The 19090-nt window shown below is 37.9% G+C and carries 23 protein-coding genes; 14 read left to right on the top strand and 9 right to left on the bottom strand.

Annotation, left to right across the window (positions count from 1 at the left end):
- Positions 1-133 precede the first annotated feature (133 nt).
- The 4 genes from glnA to ndk all read left to right on the top strand — a co-directional run bounded on the left by glnA (position 134) and on the right by ndk (position 4488).
- Complete coding sequence (gene glnA / locus ABW51_RS03680; protein WP_053465617.1) at positions 134-1546, top strand: glutamate--ammonia ligase; 1413 nt, start codon at positions 134-136, stop codon at positions 1544-1546.
- 86 nt (positions 1547-1632) lie between these two features.
- Positions 1633-2676, top strand: a complete 1044-nt coding sequence (gene rfbB, locus ABW51_RS03675) for a dTDP-glucose 4,6-dehydratase (RefSeq protein ID WP_053465616.1) — start codon at positions 1633-1635, stop codon at positions 2674-2676.
- A 75-nt stretch (positions 2677-2751) separates the two neighbouring features.
- Complete coding sequence (pepB, locus tag ABW51_RS03670) at positions 2752-4056, top strand: aminopeptidase PepB (protein ID WP_053465615.1); 1305 nt, start codon at positions 2752-2754, stop codon at positions 4054-4056.
- Positions 4057-4065: 9 nt separating this feature from the next.
- Positions 4066-4488, top strand: a complete 423-nt coding sequence (gene ndk, locus ABW51_RS03665) for a nucleoside-diphosphate kinase (RefSeq protein WP_053465614.1) — start codon at positions 4066-4068, stop codon at positions 4486-4488.
- Between the two features lie 69 nt (positions 4489-4557).
- Here the strand turns inward: ndk and cgtA are convergent, their stop codons facing one another.
- From cgtA to rplU, 4 genes are all read right to left on the bottom strand, one after another.
- Positions 4558-5730 (bottom strand): Obg family GTPase CgtA, encoded by a 1173-nt coding sequence (gene cgtA, locus ABW51_RS03660; RefSeq protein WP_053465613.1) that lies wholly within the window; start codon positions 5728-5730, stop codon positions 4558-4560.
- A gap of 27 nt (positions 5731-5757) precedes the next feature.
- The gene (locus tag ABW51_RS03655; protein WP_053465612.1) at positions 5758-6678 is read right to left on the bottom strand and encodes a DMT family transporter; all 921 of its coding nucleotides are present in this window, start codon (positions 6676-6678) and stop codon (positions 5758-5760) included.
- An 80-nt stretch (positions 6679-6758) separates the two neighbouring features.
- Positions 6759-7016 carry a 50S ribosomal protein L27 gene (gene rpmA, locus ABW51_RS03650; RefSeq protein WP_005626413.1) on the bottom strand — a complete coding sequence of 86 codons (258 nt, stop codon included), beginning with the start codon at positions 7014-7016 and terminating at the stop codon, positions 6759-6761.
- A 20-nt stretch (positions 7017-7036) separates the two neighbouring features.
- The gene (rplU, locus tag ABW51_RS03645; RefSeq protein ID WP_006995540.1) at positions 7037-7348 is read right to left on the bottom strand and encodes a 50S ribosomal protein L21; all 312 of its coding nucleotides are present in this window, start codon (positions 7346-7348) and stop codon (positions 7037-7039) included.
- A 212-nt stretch (positions 7349-7560) separates the two neighbouring features.
- On the opposite strand from rplU, the gene ispB reads away from it, so the two are divergent.
- Both ispB and ABW51_RS03635 read left to right on the top strand, forming a co-directional pair.
- A complete protein-coding gene (gene ispB / locus ABW51_RS03640; RefSeq protein ID WP_053465611.1) occupies positions 7561-8550 on the top strand; it encodes an octaprenyl diphosphate synthase in 990 nt (329 codons plus the stop codon).
- A gap of 50 nt (positions 8551-8600) precedes the next feature.
- Positions 8601-9338: an epoxyqueuosine reductase QueH gene (locus ABW51_RS03635; RefSeq protein ID WP_053465610.1), complete on the top strand. Its 738-nt coding sequence runs from the start codon at positions 8601-8603 to the stop codon at positions 9336-9338.
- A gap of 53 nt (positions 9339-9391) precedes the next feature.
- Here ABW51_RS03635 and rplS read toward each other — a convergent pair whose 3' ends face one another.
- From rplS to rpsP, 4 genes are read right to left on the bottom strand one after another with little or no spacing between them, the layout of a single operon-like run.
- Positions 9392-9742, bottom strand: coding sequence for a 50S ribosomal protein L19 (gene rplS / locus ABW51_RS03630; protein WP_005626422.1), 351 nt, complete (start codon positions 9740-9742; stop codon positions 9392-9394).
- 36 nt (positions 9743-9778) lie between these two features.
- A complete protein-coding gene (gene trmD / locus ABW51_RS03625; RefSeq protein ID WP_053465609.1) occupies positions 9779-10519 on the bottom strand; it encodes a tRNA (guanosine(37)-N1)-methyltransferase TrmD in 741 nt (246 codons plus the stop codon).
- 37 nt (positions 10520-10556) lie between these two features.
- Positions 10557-11084 (bottom strand): ribosome maturation factor RimM, encoded by a 528-nt coding sequence (rimM, locus tag ABW51_RS03620; RefSeq protein WP_053465608.1) that lies wholly within the window; start codon positions 11082-11084, stop codon positions 10557-10559.
- Between the two features lie 47 nt (positions 11085-11131).
- The gene (gene rpsP / locus ABW51_RS03615) at positions 11132-11380 is read right to left on the bottom strand and encodes a 30S ribosomal protein S16 (protein WP_053465607.1); all 249 of its coding nucleotides are present in this window, start codon (positions 11378-11380) and stop codon (positions 11132-11134) included.
- Between the two features lie 310 nt (positions 11381-11690).
- Between rpsP and ABW51_RS03610 the strand changes: the two genes are divergently transcribed.
- From ABW51_RS03610 to ABW51_RS03590, 5 genes are all read left to right on the top strand, one after another.
- On the top strand, positions 11691-12464 hold the full coding sequence (locus tag ABW51_RS03610; protein WP_053465606.1) for a hypothetical protein: 774 nt from the start codon (positions 11691-11693) through the stop codon (positions 12462-12464).
- Between the two features lie 22 nt (positions 12465-12486).
- Positions 12487-14298, top strand: a complete 1812-nt coding sequence (gene nadN / locus ABW51_RS03605) for an NAD nucleotidase (RefSeq protein WP_053465605.1) — start codon at positions 12487-12489, stop codon at positions 14296-14298.
- A gap of 286 nt (positions 14299-14584) precedes the next feature.
- Positions 14585-15127, top strand: a complete 543-nt coding sequence (aroK, locus tag ABW51_RS03600; RefSeq protein WP_005626436.1) for a shikimate kinase AroK — start codon at positions 14585-14587, stop codon at positions 15125-15127.
- A gap of 19 nt (positions 15128-15146) precedes the next feature.
- Entirely contained in the window at positions 15147-16235 is a 1089-nt protein-coding gene (gene aroB, locus ABW51_RS03595) for a 3-dehydroquinate synthase (protein WP_053465604.1), read from the top strand.
- A 1-nt stretch (position 16236) separates the two neighbouring features.
- Positions 16237-17097 carry a Dam family site-specific DNA-(adenine-N6)-methyltransferase gene (locus ABW51_RS03590; RefSeq protein ID WP_053465603.1) on the top strand — a complete coding sequence of 287 codons (861 nt, stop codon included), beginning with the start codon at positions 16237-16239 and terminating at the stop codon, positions 17095-17097.
- A gap of 32 nt (positions 17098-17129) precedes the next feature.
- On the opposite strand, the gene mobA is transcribed toward ABW51_RS03590, so the two are convergent.
- Positions 17130-17708 (bottom strand): molybdenum cofactor guanylyltransferase MobA, encoded by a 579-nt coding sequence (mobA, locus tag ABW51_RS03585; protein ID WP_053465602.1) that lies wholly within the window; start codon positions 17706-17708, stop codon positions 17130-17132.
- A gap of 64 nt (positions 17709-17772) precedes the next feature.
- On the opposite strand from mobA, the gene ABW51_RS03580 reads away from it, so the two are divergent.
- From ABW51_RS03580 to ABW51_RS03570, 3 genes are all read left to right on the top strand, one after another.
- The gene (locus ABW51_RS03580) at positions 17773-18039 is read left to right on the top strand and encodes a YihD family protein (protein WP_005631120.1); all 267 of its coding nucleotides are present in this window, start codon (positions 17773-17775) and stop codon (positions 18037-18039) included.
- Positions 18040-18051: 12 nt separating this feature from the next.
- On the top strand, positions 18052-18669 hold the full coding sequence (gene dsbA, locus ABW51_RS03575; RefSeq protein WP_053465601.1) for a thiol:disulfide interchange protein DsbA: 618 nt from the start codon (positions 18052-18054) through the stop codon (positions 18667-18669).
- A gap of 61 nt (positions 18670-18730) precedes the next feature.
- Positions 18731-19066 carry a DUF413 domain-containing protein gene (locus ABW51_RS03570; RefSeq protein WP_053465600.1) on the top strand — a complete coding sequence of 112 codons (336 nt, stop codon included), beginning with the start codon at positions 18731-18733 and terminating at the stop codon, positions 19064-19066.
- Positions 19067-19090: the final 24 nt, after the last annotated feature.

Genomic DNA, 19090 nt, shown 5'->3' with positions numbered 1-19090 from the left:
AACTTATTTTTAATAGCAGCTATTATACAGGCTTTCCGTGCTTTTTACTATAACGCCACAACAAATCTAATGAAAGTCAGATTTGATTAGACTATAATGCTTATTTAATTTTTATATAGAAAGAGGATCTACTATGTCAAATGCCATTGCTTCCGTGTTTAAATTGATCGAAGAGAATGATATTAGGTTTGTATTGCTTCGTTTTACTGACATTAAAGGTAAAGAACATGGTGTTTCTATCCCAGTTAGCCTTGTTGATGAAGATATGTTTGAAGACGGCAAGATGTTTGATGGTTCCTCTGTAGAAGGATGGAAGACAATTAATAAAGCCGATATGTTGCTTATGCCAATGGCAGAAACAGCCGTGGTCGATCCATTTGCGCAAATTCCAACGCTTTCTATTCGTTGCAGTGTTTATGAACCAACGACAATGCAAAGCTATGATCGCGATCCACGCTCTATTGCAATTCGTGCAGAAAATTATATGCGTTCAACTGGTATCGCAGATCAAGCTTTTTTCGGCCCAGAGCCTGAATTCTTCTTATTTGATGATGTACGTTTTAATGTATCAATGAACAAAGCATCTTTTTCTATTGATGATATAGAAGCTGCTTGGAACACGAATAAAAAATATGAAGAAGGTAATAACGCTTATCGTCCATTGAAAAAAGGCGGATATTGTGCCGTTGCACCAATTGATACGGCACACGATATTCGTTCTGAAATGTGCTTGATTTTAGAAGAAATGGGATTAGTCATCGAAGCACATCATCATGAAGTGGCGACTGCAGGGCAGAATGAAATTGCGACTAAATTTAATACGCTAACTTTAAAAGCCGATGAAACCCAAATCTATAAATATGTTGTGCAAAATGTGGCGTTAGAGCACGGTAAAACAGCGTGTTTTATGCCAAAACCAATTACTGGAGATAATGGTTCGGGTATGCACTGTAATATGTCGTTAAGTAAAGACGGAAAAAATATTTTCCAAGGCGATAAATATGCTGGCCTTTCAGAAACCGCGCTTTATTATATCGGCGGTATTATTAAGCACGCTAAAGCATTAAATGCGTTCACTAACCCAAGTACGAACTCATATAAACGTTTAGTGCCAGGTTTTGAAGCGCCAGTATTATTGGCTTATTCCGCAAGTAACCGTTCTGCCTCAATTCGTATCCCTGCTGTAACCAATCCGAAAGCGATTCGTATTGAGGCTCGTTTCCCAGATCCATTGGCAAACCCATACCTTGCATTTGCTGCATTATTAATGGCAGGTCTTGATGGTGTAGTAAACAAAATCCACCCAGGCGATGCAATGGATAAAAATCTTTATGATCTTCCACCAGAAGAATTAAAAGATATTCCAGCGGTAGCAAGCTCACTAGAAGAAGCATTGAATTCATTAGAAAAAGACTATGAATTTTTAACCCAAGGTGGCGTATTTGCTAAAGATTTTATTGATGCGTTTATCAGCATCAAACGTAAAGAAGTGGAACGTTTAAATATGGCACCACATCCAGTTGAGTTTGAGATGTATTATGTGTAATCATTATTGATGAAATCATTTTTAAAAGTGCGGTAAAATTTACCGCACTTTTCGTTTGAAATTGTTTATAACGAGACTCGGGTAAAATGTCGAATACAAATAGAACAATTCTAGTTACTGGTGGAGCGGGTTTTATTGGTTCTGCGCTTGTCCGTTATCTTCTTGAAAAGACACATAATAAGATCGTCAATGTTGATAAGCTGACTTATGCAGGAAATTTAGCTTCACTTAAAACCGTAGAAAATCATCCACGTTATGCTTTTGTACAAGCAGATATTTGTGATACTAAAGCGTTGTCTTATATTTTTGCACAATATCAACCTGATGCCGTTATCCATCTTGCCGCTGAAAGCCACGTTGATCGTTCTATAAACGCTTCTTCGGAGTTTATACAAACTAACATTGTAGGCACTTACAGCCTACTTGAATCGACTCTAGATTACTGGCATTGTTTAGATAATCAAAAAAAATCCAGCTTCCGATTCTTACATATTTCCACCGATGAAGTTTATGGCGATTTAAAAAGTAACAAAGGTTTATTTACTGAAACATCAGCTTATAAACCTAGTAGCCCTTATTCTGCTTCAAAGGCAGCAAGCGATCATCTTGTGCAGGCTTGGTATAGAACATACGGGTTACCGACAATCATTACACATAGTTCAAATAATTATGGTCCGTATCAGTATCCTGAAAAATTAATTCCTTTAATGATTTTAAATGCGATAAAGGGAAAAACACTGCCTATTTATGGCGATGGTTTGCAAATTAGAGATTGGTTATTTGTTGAAGATCATATTACTGCATTGTATAGCGTTTTGACGAAAGGAAATATTGGGGAAACCTATAATATTGGCGGAAATAATGAAAAGTCCAACATTGAAGTGGTGCGTTCTATTTGTTCTTTACTGGAAGAATTTTTACCTAATAAACCAAAACATATTGATAAATATGAAAATTTAATTTGTTATGTGCAAGATAGACCAGGTCACGATCTTCGTTATGCGCTTGATACAAGTAAAATCAATGATGAGTTAGGCTGGGTGCCTAAAGAGACTTTTGAATCTGGATTAAGAAAAACGGTAATTTGGTATCTGAACCATCAAGAATGGTGTCAAAAAGTGAGTGAATAATGTCAAATAATTAACTATCAGAAATAAAGCTGGTATAGTTTCTAAATTTATTTTGTTTATATATGGGGGAATAATATGCAAATTACACTTTCAAATAGCTTAGCGAATGACGCTTGGGGAAAAAATGCGATTTTGAGCTTTGACTCTAATAAAGCTATGATTCATTTAAAAAATAATGGAAAAACTGACCGCACTTTAGTTCAACAAGCTGCTCGTAAATTGCGTGGGCAAGGGATTAAAGAGGTGGAATTGGTCGGTGAAGAATGGGATTTGGAATTTTGTTGGGCGTTTTATCAAGGTTTTTATACCGCAAAACAAGACTATGCGATTGAGTTTCCACATTTAGATGATGAGCCACAAGATGAATTGTTAGCGCGTATTGAATGTGGTGATTTTGTGCGTGGAATTATTAATGAACCAGCACAAAGTTTAACGCCAGTTAAATTAGCGGAGCGTGCGGCTGAATTTATCTTAAACCAAGCTGATATTTATAATAAAAAAAGTGCGGTAAGTTTTAAGATTATTTCTGGTGAGGAACTTGAGCAACAAGGTTATCATGGAATTTGGACGGTGGGTAAAGGCTCTGCTAACTTGCCCGCTATGTTGCAACTTGATTTCAATCCAACACAAGATCCGAATGCGCCAGTGTTAGCTTGTTTAGTTGGCAAGGGGATTACCTTTGACAGTGGCGGCTACAGCATTAAACCAAGTGATGGAATGAGTACAATGCGAACCGATATGGGTGGGGCTGCATTATTAACCGGGGCTTTAGGTTTCGCGATCGCTCATGGATTAAATCAACGCGTTAAACTGTATTTATGTTGTGCAGAAAATTTGGTAAGCAATAATGCATTTAAACTGGGTGATATTATTACTTATAAAAATGGCGTGACAGCAGAAGTGCTGAATACTGACGCTGAAGGGCGTTTGGTGTTAGCTGATGGATTGATTGAGGCTGATAACCAAAATCCGGACTTTATTATTGATTGTGCGACTTTAACTGGCGCAGCAAAAGTGGCTGTAGGAAATGACTATCATTCTGTATTGTCTATGGATGATGATCTCGTGAAGAATCTTTTCCAATCAGCACAAGAAGAAAATGAACCCTTCTGGCGTTTACCATTTGAAGATTTTCATCGCTCACAAATTAATTCATCCTTTGCCGATATTGCTAATATTGGTTCGGTTTCAGTTGGAGCGGGTGCAAGTACTGCAACTGCATTTTTATCATATTTTATAAAAAATTATCAGCAAAATTGGTTGCATATTGATTGTTCCGCGACTTATCGTAAATCTGGTAGTGATTTATGGGCTGTTGGGGCAACTGGGATTGGTGTGCAAACTTTAGCAAATTTAATGTTATCAAAATCATTGAAGTAAGGAGGTATGATGACAGAAAGAACTTTTTCGATTATTAAACCTGATGCGGTAAAGCGCAATCTAATTGGGGCGATTTTAACTCGTTTTGAGCAAAATGGCTTTAAAATCATAGCCTCTAAAATGGTACGCTTAACTCGTGAGCAGGCTGAAGGCTTTTATGCAGAACATCAAGGCAAAGAATTTTTTGCTCCTTTGGTCGATTATATGATGTCTTCACCGATAGTGGTTTCTGTTCTTGAAAAAGAAAATGCAGTGAAAGATTACCGCACTTTGATTGGTACAACGAACCCAGAAACTGCAGCAGAAGGTACAATCCGTAAAGATTTTGCATTGAGTCAACGTGAAAACTCAGTTCACGGATCAGATAGTATAGAAAGTGCAAATCGTGAAATTGCTTATTTCTTTACTGATTCTGAAATTTTTGAGCGTTGATTGATAGCAAAAAGCACCTAAAAGTTTCAGGTGCTTTTAAATTTTTAATGCTTACAAAATTAGACTTTCTTAAGGTTTATAGATGAATTCAATTCCCTCGTCATCTTCTTCTGTCCAATCATCATCCCAATCTTCGTCATCATCAAATTGATGCTCTGCTAGTTTTTCTTGATGATAATCTTCCCATTTGAATTTTACTTCTTCAGGTGCAACTTGTTGTGTTTCAGCTTCGCGTGGATTCGCGATGATAAAGTCCATAATATCACGACAAAGTGGTGGAACATTTTTCCCTGTTGCAGCTGAAATCAGGTAATAGTCTTCTTCCCAACCTAATTGTTCAGTGATTTCTCGAACCCGCTCTTCAGCTTCTTCATCGCTCATCGTATCAATTTTATTGAATACTAACCAACGTGGTTTTTCTGATAATTTTTCACTGTATTGGAAAAGTTCAGATTCAATAATAGCGACATTATCTGCTGGATTAGATCCATCAATTGGAGCAATATCGACTAAATGAATAAGCACTCTACAACGTTCTAGATGTTTTAAAAAGCGAATTCCTAGTCCTGCGCCATCTGCTGCGCCCTCAATTAATCCTGGAATATCGGCGACGACGAAACTATGTGAGTCGTCTACTTTCACAACACCGAGACTTGGCACTAAGGTAGTAAATGGATAATCTGCAACTTTTGGTTTGGCTGCTGAAACTGCACGAATAAAAGTGGATTTACCAGCATTAGGTAAACCGAGCATTCCCACATCAGCAAGTAGCATTAATTCCAATAATAAATCGCGTTTTTCGCCCGGTGTTCCCATTGTTTTTTGACGCGGAGCACGGTTTACCGATGATTTGAAACGGGTATTTCCTAAACCATGATAACCGCCTTTGGCTACTAACATTTTTTGACCGTGTTGGGTTAAATCTCCCAAGGTTTCTTTGGTGTCATTATCAATAGCGCGAGTTCCTACTGGAACAGGTAAAATAATATCTTTACCGCGACGTCCTGTACAATCTGAACTCCGTCCATTCTCTCCGCGCTCTGCCGCAAAGCGTTTATTAAAGCGGTAGTCAATTAAGGTATTGAGGTTTTCATCTGCTTGTAAATATACATCGCCACCGTCGCCACCGTCGCCACCATCAGGACCGCCTTTCGGAATAAATTTCTCTCGACGGAAACTTACGCAACCGTTGCCACCATCCCCAGCCTCAATTCGAATAAGGGATTCATCAATAAATTTCATTAAAACTTCTCCAAAATAAACCGCACTTTAATGAGTTTTATGCGGTAATAATTTATGTCCAATTGCGGATAAAATTGCCCCGCATACTACAACAAATGCACCAATATAGCTAATATTATTCAATTCTGGTGCCGCGAAATCTGCTGGACTAAAATAATGCGCAATATGTGAAAATAGGATTGTGAAAAGAGGTACAAGTGTGATAACAACACTGACTTTTGATACATCCCAACGATTAAGCGCTTCCGCATAAGAGCCGTATCCAATTAAGGTATTTAAACAGCAGTAAATAAAACAAATCAGAGCTAACGGTGTGAGTTCTTGTACTTGCGAGAATTCAGCCATCGGCATAAAAGTTATGGCACAACCTAAATACATCATTAGCAAGATTTGTTGTGAATTAAATTTACGCAACATTAATTTTTGTGCCATTCCATAAGTGACCCAAATAAGGGATCCTGCTACGCTTAAGATGACACCTGTTGAATACTGATTTAGTCCAGCAAATACATCAAAACGATCATTAAAGAATAAGCCTAAACCAATTAACAATAAGAAAAGTCCGATCTTTTGGTGTAGTCCTAATTTTTCTTTGAAGATCAGGACACCACAGATAAGCATTCCAAAAGAGGATAAATGAATAAAAATTTGTGCAACTGAAGGTTCAATATAATTCAGCGAACTACTAAATAATAGAAAATTGCCGGTAAGGCCAATTACCCCAATAAGAGCAAGCCAAGCATATTGGCCGACTTTCATTAGTTCGGGTAATTTCTTTTTATAAGCAAGTAGGACTAATAATGAGATTGTGGCTACAACAAAACGATACCATACGATAGTTTGCGCGTTCATTACAGACAAAGCTTGTTTGAGAGCGATAGGTAAGGATCCCCAAGCCATAGCGGTAATAAGCGCAAAGGTAAATCCTAATAAAGGTTGTTGTTTCATTGCTTGCTCGCTTATGTGAAATTAAAAAAGACAAAACGCCCCACAAAATTGTAGGGCGTTTCAATCGAATAGATTTTAAATTATTCAGTAACAATACTTACGTATTTACGGCTTTTCTCGCCTTTTACTTCAAATTTAACTTTGCCATCTGCAGTTGCGAATAAGGTGTGGTCTTTACCCATACCTACGTTGCTACCCGCGTGGAACTTAGTACCACGTTGACGAACAATGATGCTACCTGCTAATACAGATTCGCCACCGAAACGTTTAACACCAAGGCGTTTAGCTTCAGAATCGCGACCGTTACGAGTTGAACCACCAGCTTTTTTAGTTGCCATCTACTTGATCTCCTCTGAAATTATGCTTGAATCCCAGTGATTTTCACTTCTGTGAACCACTGACGATGACCTTGTTGTTTACGGCTGTGTTTGCGACGACGGAATTTAACGATTTTAACTTTCTCGCCACGACCTTGTGCAACTACTTCAGCCACTACTTTTGCGCCAGCAACTACTGGTGCACCGATTTTAACATCTTCACCATTAACGATCATCAACACAGAATCGAACTCAACTGTTGCGCCAGTTGCAAGTTCAAGTTTTTCTAAACGAACAACTTGACCTTCGCTCACACGGTGTTGTTTACCGCCACTTTGGAAAACTGCGTACATAAATACTCCGCTTAATTGTGTTTCCCTGCTTTTTAGCAGTCCACACTTAAAAATTCATATAAATAGGTCGCAAATTCTACGGAAAAATCCTACCTATGGCAAGAATTTATTTATAATAAAATAAAAAAATTCCCTTCATTTGCGGATTGATTTCAGAAAGTCTGAAAATTCGGGTAAAATGCACCGCACTTTTGACTGATAAATGATGAAAAATGAAGAAACAAGATCTTATGAGCATAGACGAGATCCAGAAACTTGCAGATCCAGATATGCAAAAAGTTAATCAAAATATTCTTGCTCAGCTTAATTCAGATGTACCGCTAATAGGACAGTTAGGTTTTTATATTGTTCAAGGTGGTGGTAAGCGGATCCGCCCGTTGATCGCAGTTCTCGCAGCACGATCTTTAGGGTTTGAAGGTTCTAATTCAATTACTTGTGCTACTTTTGTTGAATTTATTCATACTGCCTCTTTATTACATGATGATGTGGTGGATGAGTCCGATATGCGTCGTGGGCGCGCTACGGCGAACTCAGAATTTGGGAATGCTGCAAGTGTACTGGTAGGAGACTTTATTTATACGCGTGCATTTCAATTAGTTGCACGATTAGAGTCATTGAAGATTTTGGGAATTATGGCTGATGCGACTAACGTTTTAGCGGAAGGAGAAGTTCAGCAGTTAATGAATGTTAATGATCCTGAAACGAGCGAAGCTAATTATATGCGTGTAATTTATAGCAAAACTGCACGTTTGTTTGAGGTGGCTGGTCAGGCTGCGGCAATTGTTGCGGGTGGAACAGAAGTGCAAGAAAAGGCTTTACAAGATTATGGGCGTTATCTTGGAACTGCATTTCAGCTTGTGGATGATGTATTGGATTATAGTGCAAATGCACAAGCTCTAGGTAAAAATGTAGGCGATGATTTAGCTGAAGGAAAACCAACCCTTCCTCTGCTACACGCTATGCGTCATGGTAATACTCAACAGGCGGCTCTAATTCGCGAAGCGATTGAACAAGGCGGTAAACGTGAAGCTATTGATGAAGTATTAGCTATTATGGCTGAGCATAAGTCTTTAGATTATGCGATGAATCGTGCAAAAGAAGAAGCTAAAAAAGCAGTAGATGCAATTGCAATGTTGCCAGACAGTGATTATAAGAAGGCATTGATTTCTTTGGCTTATTTGTCAGTTGATAGAAATTATTAGCCCTTGATTTAGCTTATATACTTAATACCCATTAATTTTAATTAAACTTTATGAATACAGAACTTCAATCTAAACCCGAGCAAAGCGCGGTTAATTTTCAAGGTAAAACTCGTAAACAAAAGGTACGCAAAGATCCTAATGCACCTTTTATTCGTGAAAAACTTGAGTTGCCGGATGGGCATAATAAACTCCTTTTACATTCATGCTGTGCACCTTGTTCGGGTGAAGTGATGGAAGCAATCCTTGCATCTGGCATTGAGTTTACGATTTATTTTTACAATCCGAACATTCATCCACTCAAAGAATATTTAATTCGTAAAGAAGAAAATATTCGTTTTGCTCAAAAATTTGGCATTCCATTTATTGATGCAGATTACGATCGTCAAAATTGGTTTGATCGTGCCAAAGGAATGGAATGGGAGCCAGAGAGGGGTATCCGTTGTACTATATGTTTTGATATGCGTTTTGAAAAAACTGCTGAATATGCTCATGAACACGGTTTTCCTGTGTTTACTAGTTGTCTTGGTATTTCTCGCTGGAAGGATATGAATCAAATCAATGGCTGTGGACATCGTGCAGCGGAAAAATATGATGATGTTGTTTATTGGGATTATAATTGGCGCAAGGAAGGTGGTTCACAGCGTATGATTGAGATTAGTAAGCGTGAACGATTCTATCAACAAGAATATTGCGGTTGCGTGTATTCTTTACGTGATAGCAATAAATGGCGTGAAGAGACTGGTCGGCAAAAAATTGAAATCGGAAAATTGTATTATAGTGCTGATTAATATGATGAATGCAAAAAAAAGGCTTGGAATTCCAAGCCTTTTTCTTTGCGAAATTATTCGCCCAAACGCTCTTTAATACGAGCAGATTTACCTGAACGTTCACGTAAGTAGTAAAGTTTAGCTTTACGCACCGCACCTTTACGTTTAACTGCGATGGAATCTACAGCTGGAGAGTGAGTTTGGAATACACGCTCAACGCCTACGCCGTTAGATACTTTACGTAGAGTAAATGCGGAGTGCAAGCCACGGTTACGAATTGCAATAACCACGCCTTCGAATGCTTGCAAACGACGTTTGCTACCTTCAACTACCCATACTTTAACTTCTAAAGTATCACCTGGGCGGAAGCTAGGTACGTTTTGTTTTAATTGTTCTTGTTCAAGTTGTTTGATAATGTTAGACATTGTTTGATCCTTTATTGATCCTAGATGTAACTGAAACTAACTGTTATGCTCGGCTTGTGCCTCTTTTAACAGTTTACGTTGTTCGTCAGTCAGAGCTAGGCCTTCTAAGAGCTCAGGGCGTCGGAGCCACGTTCTTTGTAGCGATTGTTTTAATCGCCATTTCCGAATTTCTTCGTGATGTCCTGACATCAGCACGGGTGGTACGGTTAAGCCTTCTAACACTTCCGGTCTAGTGTAATGTGGACAATCTAACAATCCATCAGCAAAAGAATCTTCTTCTGCAGAAGCTTGTTTGCCCAATACGCCGGGAACAAACCGTGCAACAGCATCAATCAATGTCATTGCTGGCAATTCCCCACCGGTCAGAACGTAATCGCCAATTGACCATTCTTCATCAATTTCAGTTTGAATCAATCGTTCATCAATCCCTTCGTAACGTCCACATACCAAAATCAATTTCTGATTTTGAGCAAGCTCGGTTACGCCGCCTTGATCGAGTTTACGTCCTTGTGGCGAAAGGTAAATCACCTTTGCGCCTTCTCCTGCCGCTGCTTTCGCAGCATGAATCGCATCCCGTAAAGGTTGCACCATCATCAGCATTCCTGGACCACCACCATAAGGACGGTCATCCACAGTTTTATGCTTGTCGAATGTAAAATCTCTTGGATTCCAACATTCTACTTGCAGAAGATTATGTTTTACGGCTCTTCCTGTAACCCCAAATTCCGTAATCGCTTTAAACATTTCGGGGAATAATGAAATCACCCCTATCCACATAAAAAGCCTACTACATTACGTTTGTGCATACTTGAGATTAGAAACCAGCGTCCCAATCCACTTCAATTATTTTCGTGGTGAGATCGACTCTTTTAACTACTTGTTCATACAAGAACGGAATTAACCGCTCTTGTTTTCCAAAAGCATCCTTGGTATTGGCTTTCACCACTAACACATCGTTAGAACCGGTTTCCATCATCTCTGTTACCGTTCCCATTGTATAACCTTCTAGGTTGACGACTGAACAACCGATTAAATCGTGCCAGTAATAATCGCCCTCTTCCAGTTCTGGGAAAACAGATAAATCCACACCAATTTCAACATTCGCTAAAATTTGTGCGGCTTCACGATCATCAACGCCTTTTAATTTAACGATGATTTCGTGATTATGATGGCGCCAGTTTTCTAATTCAGTTGGCTGCCATTCACCTTTGATTTTTAAAAACCAAGGTTGATAATCAAAAATGCTTTCAGCTTGTTCTGTTGATGAATAAATACGTAACCACCCACGAATACCGTAGGTTGAGCCTAATTTGCCCACAACTTCAATACGTTGTTGTTCCATATTTCTCACCTATCTTCTTAGTTTAAGAACTAAATCAAAAAGCAAAATTATGCTGCTTTTTGTGCTTCTTTTACCAAGCTCGCAACACGATCAGAAAGTGATGCACCTTGACCAACCCAGTGGTTAACACGGTCTAGGTTGATACGAACACGTTCTGCGTTACCTTGTGCGATTGGGTTGAAGAAACCTACACGCTCAATGAAACGACCGTCACGTGGTGAACGGCTGTCAGCTACTACGATTTGATAAAATGGGCGTTTTTTAGCTCCGCCACGAGATAAACGAATGGTTACCATAACCTTCCTCTAAATGTTTAATTACTAAAAGAATATTCCCAAACTCGAAAGCGATTTAAGAATATAGCTTACTTTTTTCTCTGTATATATAGACAAAAAGCCTGCGAATTTTATACTTTTTGAGCAAAATTGCAAGTTTTGGATGAGCATTCTAATAAGTACGTTATATTATCTTGAAAAGGTAAACATTATCATTCACAAGCTATTTTGTTTTACGTATAATCTTGAAAATACTCAAGCCGTTTTAAGTCAAGTTTACGCGTATAGCGGTATTTTAGCTTGATAAAATATCAGTTAAATGAGGTTTATTATGAAAATTGGTTTTCATTCTGTGTTAATTGGATTAGCATCATCTATTGGTGTTCAACAAGGTGTAATAGCTAGTCCATCTTCTCATCAATCAATATCCACTAAATCAGCTGAGGCTTTGAAGCAACAATTTTCAATGGCTTTGGCTAAACAAGACAAACAACAAATTACAAATTTACAAAAAAAACTGACCGCTCTTTTTTCTTTACCTCCCCAATTTCTTGATAATCAGATTCAAATAAGCGAAAAAATCCTCACTCGCATTTTTAAAACAGATAAAAATCTCACTCCTAAATTTCTTGATTATTTATATTTTGAGCCGATAAATACTGGCGATGCTAATTTAATTCAGGAAATGAAGAAAAACTTACTGGTGTCTTTTTTAGCAAATGAGCAGGCAAAAATTTATATTCGTCAAACAGGTAATTCAGAGCAATTTGTTCAGGCTTTAATGGAGCGGGGAGCAAAAGCAGATCAAATTATATTATTGTCTTTGAATGCCAAAGGTATATTTCAAAAAATTATTGAACAAATACGTCAAGATTTTCCGAATCAGACTATTTTTCCGATTACTGAAAATCGTGTCAGTTTGATTACTCCTTCTTCTGAAATTAAGCCACGCCTTGCTTTAGCAAATATGATGTTCAATCGCCAATTTAAAGGTGTGGAAGTTGATGATTTTTCGTATTTAGATCAACCTCGAGAAAATTTACAGCACAATAATGATGCAATTCGTTACAAAACCTTTCAAGCAATGCTAGAAGGTTTAAATTAATCCCTTACCAACAGGAGTTTTTATGCTTTTATCCAAAAAATCAGCTACCTTTGCACTCAGTGCATTCGCGATGCTTTTCACTAGTGCAGCTCTTGCCAAAGAGGCACCACAAGCTCACAAAGCTGTGGAATTAAGTATTTTGCACATCAATGATCACCATTCTTATTTAGAACCGCACGAAACACGGATTAATTTAAATGGTCAGCAAACTAAAGTGGATATTGGTGGTTTTTCTGCTGTCAATGCAAAACTTAACGAATTGCGTAAAAAATACAAAAATCCATTAGTACTGCATGCAGGCGATGCCATTACTGGTACGCTTTACTTTACGCTATTTGGCGGTTCTGCAGATGCAGCTGTGATGAATGCAGGTAATTTCCATTATTTTACTTTAGGTAATCATGAATTTGACGCAGGCAATGAAGGGTTATTAAAACTGCTTGAGCCATTAAAAATCCCTGTGCTTTCAGCTAATGTGATTCCTGATAAAAGTTCAATTTTGTATAACAAATGGAAACCTTACGATATTTTCACAGTGGATGGAGAAAAAATTGCCATTATCGGTTTAGATACCGTGAATAAAACGGTGAATTCCTCTTCTCCTGGTAAGGATGTGAAGTTCTATGATGAAATTGCTACCGCACAAATTATGGCAAATGCGCTAAAACAACAAGGTATTAATAAAATCATTTTACTTTCACACGCTGGAAGTGAAAAAAATATCGAAATTGCTCAAAAAGTGAATGATATTGATGTGATCGTTACTGGCGATTCACATTATTTATACGGAAATGATGAATTACGTGGTTTAAAATTGCCAGTAATCTATGAATATCCACTTGAATTTAAAAATCCGAATGGAGAACCAGTATTTGTAATGGAAGGCTGGGCTTATTCTGCTGTGGTGGGTGACTTAGGTGTTAAATTCAGTCCTGAAGGTATTGCGTCTATTACTCGTAAAATTCCTCACGTATTAATGAGTTCTCATAAACTTCAAGTGAAAAATTCGGAAGGTAAATGGGCTGAATTAGCTGGCGATGAACGTAAAAAAGCACTTGATACTTTAAAATCAATGAAAAGTATTTCACTTGATGATCACGATGCAAAAACCGATAAGATTATTGCTAAATATAAAAGTGAAAAAGATCGTTTAGCACAAGAAATTGTGGGTGTCATCACTGGTTCTACAATGCCTGGTGGTTCAGCAAATCGTATCCCAAATAAAGCAGGTTCAAATCCAGAGGGTTCTATTGCAACACGTTTTATTGCAGAAACAATGTATAACGAACTCAAAACAGTGGATTTAACTATTCAAAATGCGGGCGGTGTACGCGCAGATATTTTACCGGGCAACGTGACCTTTAATGATGCTTATACTTTCTTGCCTTTCGGGAATACCTTATATACCTATAAAATGGAAGGTTCGTTAGTGAAACAAGTGCTTGAAGATGCAATGCAGTTTGCTTTAGTTGATGGTTCAACTGGTGCATTCCCTTATGGTGCGGGTATTCGCTATGAAGCGAATGAAACACCAAATGCGGAGGGTAAACGTTTAGTGAGTGTGGAAGTATTGAATAAACAAACCCAACAATGGGAACCAATTGATGATAACAAACGTTATCTTGTCGGAACGAATGCTTATGTTGCAGGCGGTAAAGACGGTTACAAAACCTTTGGTAAATTATTTAACGATCCAAAATATGAGGGCGTTGATACCTACTTACCTGATGCAGAAAGTTTCATAAAATTTATGAAAAAACATCCGCACTTTGAGGCTTACACTTCATCAAACGTGAAATTTAATGCTTCGACTGATGCGTTACCTAAAAAATAAAATTGAAAAATAGACTAAAAATAGCGCGTATTTAACGCGCTATTTTTGTTATGAGTTTGCTGCTTTAAGATGCCATAGATGATTGAGAATCTTGATTATTCCACACCTTAATGCTTTCTCGTGGAAAATAAATTCCCTAGAAAGGTTGAAAAATAGGGTGGTTTATTGCGATAATCTAGGCCATTTTTGGGGGGATCTTTCAAGTAGTCAAATTTGTTTTAGACTGTGTATTTTTGTTAGAAAGATCAAATTTTTATTTCACCTTTAATTTAATTAGAAAAGAACAATGGCGGAAAAACGTAATATTTTTTTAGTGGGGCCAATGGGTGCAGGTAAAAGCACTATCGGTCGTCAATTAGCACAACAGCTCAATATGGATTTTATTGATTCCGATGCCGTGATTGAAGAGCGTACGGGCGCGGACATTAGCTGGATTTTTGATTTGGAAGGTGAAGAAGGCTTCCGTAAGCGTGAAGAACGCATTATTAATGAGCTTACTCAAATGCAAGGCATTGTACTTTCAACTGGTGGTGGCGCAGTGCTTTCTAAAGAGAGTCGTAATTATTTATCTGCACGCGGTATCGTGATTTATTTAGAAACAACGGTGGAAAAACAATTCCAACGTACTCAACGTGATAAAAAACGTCCATTGCTCCAAGATGCAGAGAATCCTCGTCAAGTATTGGAAGATTTAGCAAAAATTCGCAATCCGCTTTATGAAGAAATTGCGGACATCACTTTGCCAACCGATGAGCAAAATGCCAAAGTAATGGTAAATCAAATTGTTGATTTAATTGATAATATGAATGGATTGAATGGTGCACTTTAAACACACCTAAGGATAAATTATGCTGTGCGTCAACGTGGAATTGCAAGAGCGTCGCTATCCTATTTTAATTGGTAGCGGATTGTTACAAGATGAACGTAGTTACCCGATTAAACGTGGGGATCGCGTGATGATTGTAACGAATCCCACGGTCGCACAGTTTTATCTTGATACAGTCATCTATGCGTTAGAAAAACGTGGCTGTGTGGTCGATCATGTTTTATTGCCAGATGGCGAAAAATACAAAACGCTTGAATCTTTAAACTTAATTTTCACCGCACTTTTACAAGGTAATCATGGACGAGATACCACGATTATTGCATTGGGCGGTGGCGTAATTGGCGATGTTGCAGGGTTTGCTGCAGCAAGTTATCAACGTGGCGTGCGTTTAATTCAAATTCCAACAACATTACTTTCCCAAGTGGATTCTTCAGTGGGCGGTAAAACGGCGGTCAATCATGAATTAGGCAAAAATATGATTGGCGCGTTCTATCAGCCATCAATGGTTATTATTGATACGCTCACGCTTAATACGCTTCCTAAACGTGAAGTAAACGCGGGTCTTGCCGAGGTTATCAAATACGGTGCCATTTTAGATTACGAATTTTTTCAATGGCTAGAACAACATATTGATGAACTTGTTGCTTTGCATCCTGAAGCACTTCAACATTGTATTTCGCGTTGTTGCCAAATTAAAGCAGATGTAGTCGCAAGAGATGAAACAGAAAAGGGCGATCGTGCATTGCTTAATCTTGGGCATACTTTTGGTCATGCCATTGAAACTCACTTAGGTTATGGAAACTGGCTTCATGGTGAAGCTGTTTCGACAGGAATGATGATGGCAGCGGCGCTTTCGGAAGAACTTGGAGATATTTCTATTGCAGATGTGTCTCGCCTTGAAAAATTACTTGCTCGTGCCAATTTGCCCACCGTATCACCGGATACGATACAGTCGGAGGACTATTTACCGCATATGATGCGTGATAAAAAAGTTCTAGCGGGTAAATTGCGTCTGGTGCTACTCAAATCTCTAGGTCAAGCTTATGTGGCAAATGATACCGATCATACCCTCATATTAAACGCAATTCGTCGTTGTACTCAAACGGATTAAGATGTTACGTCCGAAAAAACAATCTTTAAAACCTAAGTTAAAACACCGTCCATTCTTAAAATGGGCGGGGGGAAAATTTCGCTTAACGGACGATATAAACAAAGCCTTTCCAAACAAAAAAAGCTGCTTAATTGAGCCATTTGTGGGCGCTGGAGCAGTATTTCTTAATTCTAATTTTGAACGCTATATTTTGGCAGATATCAACCCAGATTTAATCAATCTATTCAATATTGTTAAAGAAAATGTAGATGGTTATATTGAAGCTTGTAAGCCGATTTTCTTTGCTGATGATGCAAATACACCCGATTATTACTATGCTAAACGTCGTCAATTCAATACATCTATGGATCCTTTTGAACGTTCGATTATTTTTTTGTATCTGAACCGTTTTGGTTTTAACGGATTATGCCGTTACAACAGCAAGAATGAATTTAATGTGCCTTTTGGGGCTTACAAAACTCATTATTTTCCAGAAGATGAATTACGTTATTTCGCTCATAAAGCGCAAAGTGCGGTGTTTTTATGCTGTGATTTTCAAAAGACTTTTGAATTTGCCGATAAGGATTCGGTGATTTATTGTGATCCTCCTTATGCTCCGCTACAACAGGATACTAATTTTACTGGTTATGCGGGCAATGAGTTTGGTCTGATGCAGCAACGCGCTTTGGCTGATTTAGTCAAATCTATACAAAAAGAAAAACAAATTCCGATATTGATCTCTAATCACGATACTAAATTTACGCGTGAAATTTATAACGGTGCAAAATTTAAACGGGTAAAAGTCCAACGTTCTATTAGTCAGAATTCAGAAAAACGCGTAAAAGTGAAAGAATTGATTGCGATATTTGGAGCCCGTAAATAATAAAAATAAACCACACTTTTGCTAGTTATCAATTAGATTACTGTTTTCTTTAAATCATCCAGCGTATTAAAATTCTCAAAGTTGCCTTCTTCTTTCGTAAATTTTACAGAAATCCCACTATTTTCTTGCATAAACTGTAAAAGGCGTCGTTCACCCGATGCTAAATAGTGTCGTAATTTTTCTTTTAGCTGAATGGACATCAAACAAAAAACGGGATGTTCACGTTCTTCATCGCAAGCATACGCAATTAAAGTGCGGTGATTTTTAACCGCACTTTTGAGTTTATCTAAAAGATTCGTAGGGAAAAAAGGCGTATCACAAGGTGTAAAAAGGATGAAGTCACTTTTTGTCTTTTCTAGGGCTGTTAGCATGCCGCTCAATGGCCCTTGAAAATCGGATAGTTCATCGGAAAAAACAGGAAAGCCAAATTTTGCATATTCTGTTTGATTTCGGTTAGCGTTAATCGAAATATCATGAGCTTGTAGTTGCAAGCGATGAATAACATGTTGAATTAAAGATTGTTTACCTAAAATCTGTAATCCTTTATCTTGCCCGCCCATTCTGCGTGCTTTGCCACCTGCCAAAATTACCGCGCTTATTGTAATTGTCATATTTTAATCTATCGTTATTTCAAGTATCATTTGCCTATTTTTTACGATTAAAAAGGAAATAGCAATGAAATGTAAGCGTTTAAATGAAGTTTTGGAACTTTTACAGCCTTATTGGTCTAAAGACCCAGATTTGAGCTTAATGGAAATTTTGCAAAAAATTGCCAATGAATCAGGTTTCCAAAAGCCATTAAATGAATTAACTGATGAAGTGATTATTTATCAGTTAAAAATGGATGGTACAGATAAACATGAGCCAATTCCAGGTCTCAAAAAAGATTACGAAGAAGATTTTAAAACCGCATTGCTCCGTGCTCGCGGTATCATTAAATAAGAAGGAAAGCAAATGAAAAAAGTATTACTTGCGTTAGGTTTAGGTGTTAGCACGCTTATGTCTGTAAATAGTTTTGCCACAGATTTACAAGAAGGCAAACAATATGTTCAAGTGAGCCAACAGGCTTCACAACAAAAAGAAGTGATTGAGTTTTTCTCATTCTACTGCCCGCATTGTTACGCCTTTGAAATGGAATACAAAATTCCACAGCAAGTCGAAGATGCTTTACCAAAAGATGTGAAATTTAAACAATATCATGTAAATTTCTTAGGTCGTCAATCTGAAAACTTAACGCGCGCTTGGGCGTTAGCAATGGCATTAGGCGCAGAAGGTAAAGTAAAGGCACCATTATTTGAAGCGGCTCAAAAAGATGCTTTGAAATCAATGGATGATATTCGAGCTATTTTCTTATCGAATGGTGTAACTGCCGAGCAATTTGATGGTGGCATTAATAGTTTTGCAGTAAATGGTTTAGTTAATAAACAAGTAAATGCCGCAGAACAATTTAAAGTGCATGGCGTACCTGATTTTTATGTCAATGGTAAATTCCGTGTAAACCCTGAAGGTTTAAATTATGATGATTTCGTGAAAGATTATGTGCAAACCGTAAAAGGTTTATTGCAAAAATAACGAAAAATTGGTTTAATGCCTGCCCTATTTTGTAAATATTAATGAAAGAAGAGAGAATATTATGGCTGCAAGTTTTAGCGTAACGCGTCGTTTCTTTGACGACAAAAACTACCCACGTGGTTTTTCCCGTCACGGTGATTACACAATCAAAGAATCACAGGTGCTTGAGCAATATGGTCAAGCGTTCAAAGCATTGGATTTAGGGGAACGTGAGCCATCGACTAAAGAAGAAAAAGATTTCGTCGCTTTTTGCCGTGGCGAGCGTGCAGCAGAAACTTTCTTTGAAAAAACTTGGAATAAATATCGCTCTCGTATTAACACTAAAAAACGTGTTTACACCTTATCTGGTGATGTGAGTGAAGCTGCTTCTAGCGGAGATGATTATTCCGGCGAATAAGATACATTAAATAAGGCAGGCGGA

Source organism: Haemophilus sp. C1 (assembly GCF_001276515.1).
Lineage (GTDB): Bacteria > Pseudomonadota > Gammaproteobacteria > Enterobacterales > Pasteurellaceae > Haemophilus.
The sequence above is the reverse complement of the archived record's forward strand: the minus strand, read 5'-3'. Positions and strand labels throughout refer to the sequence as shown.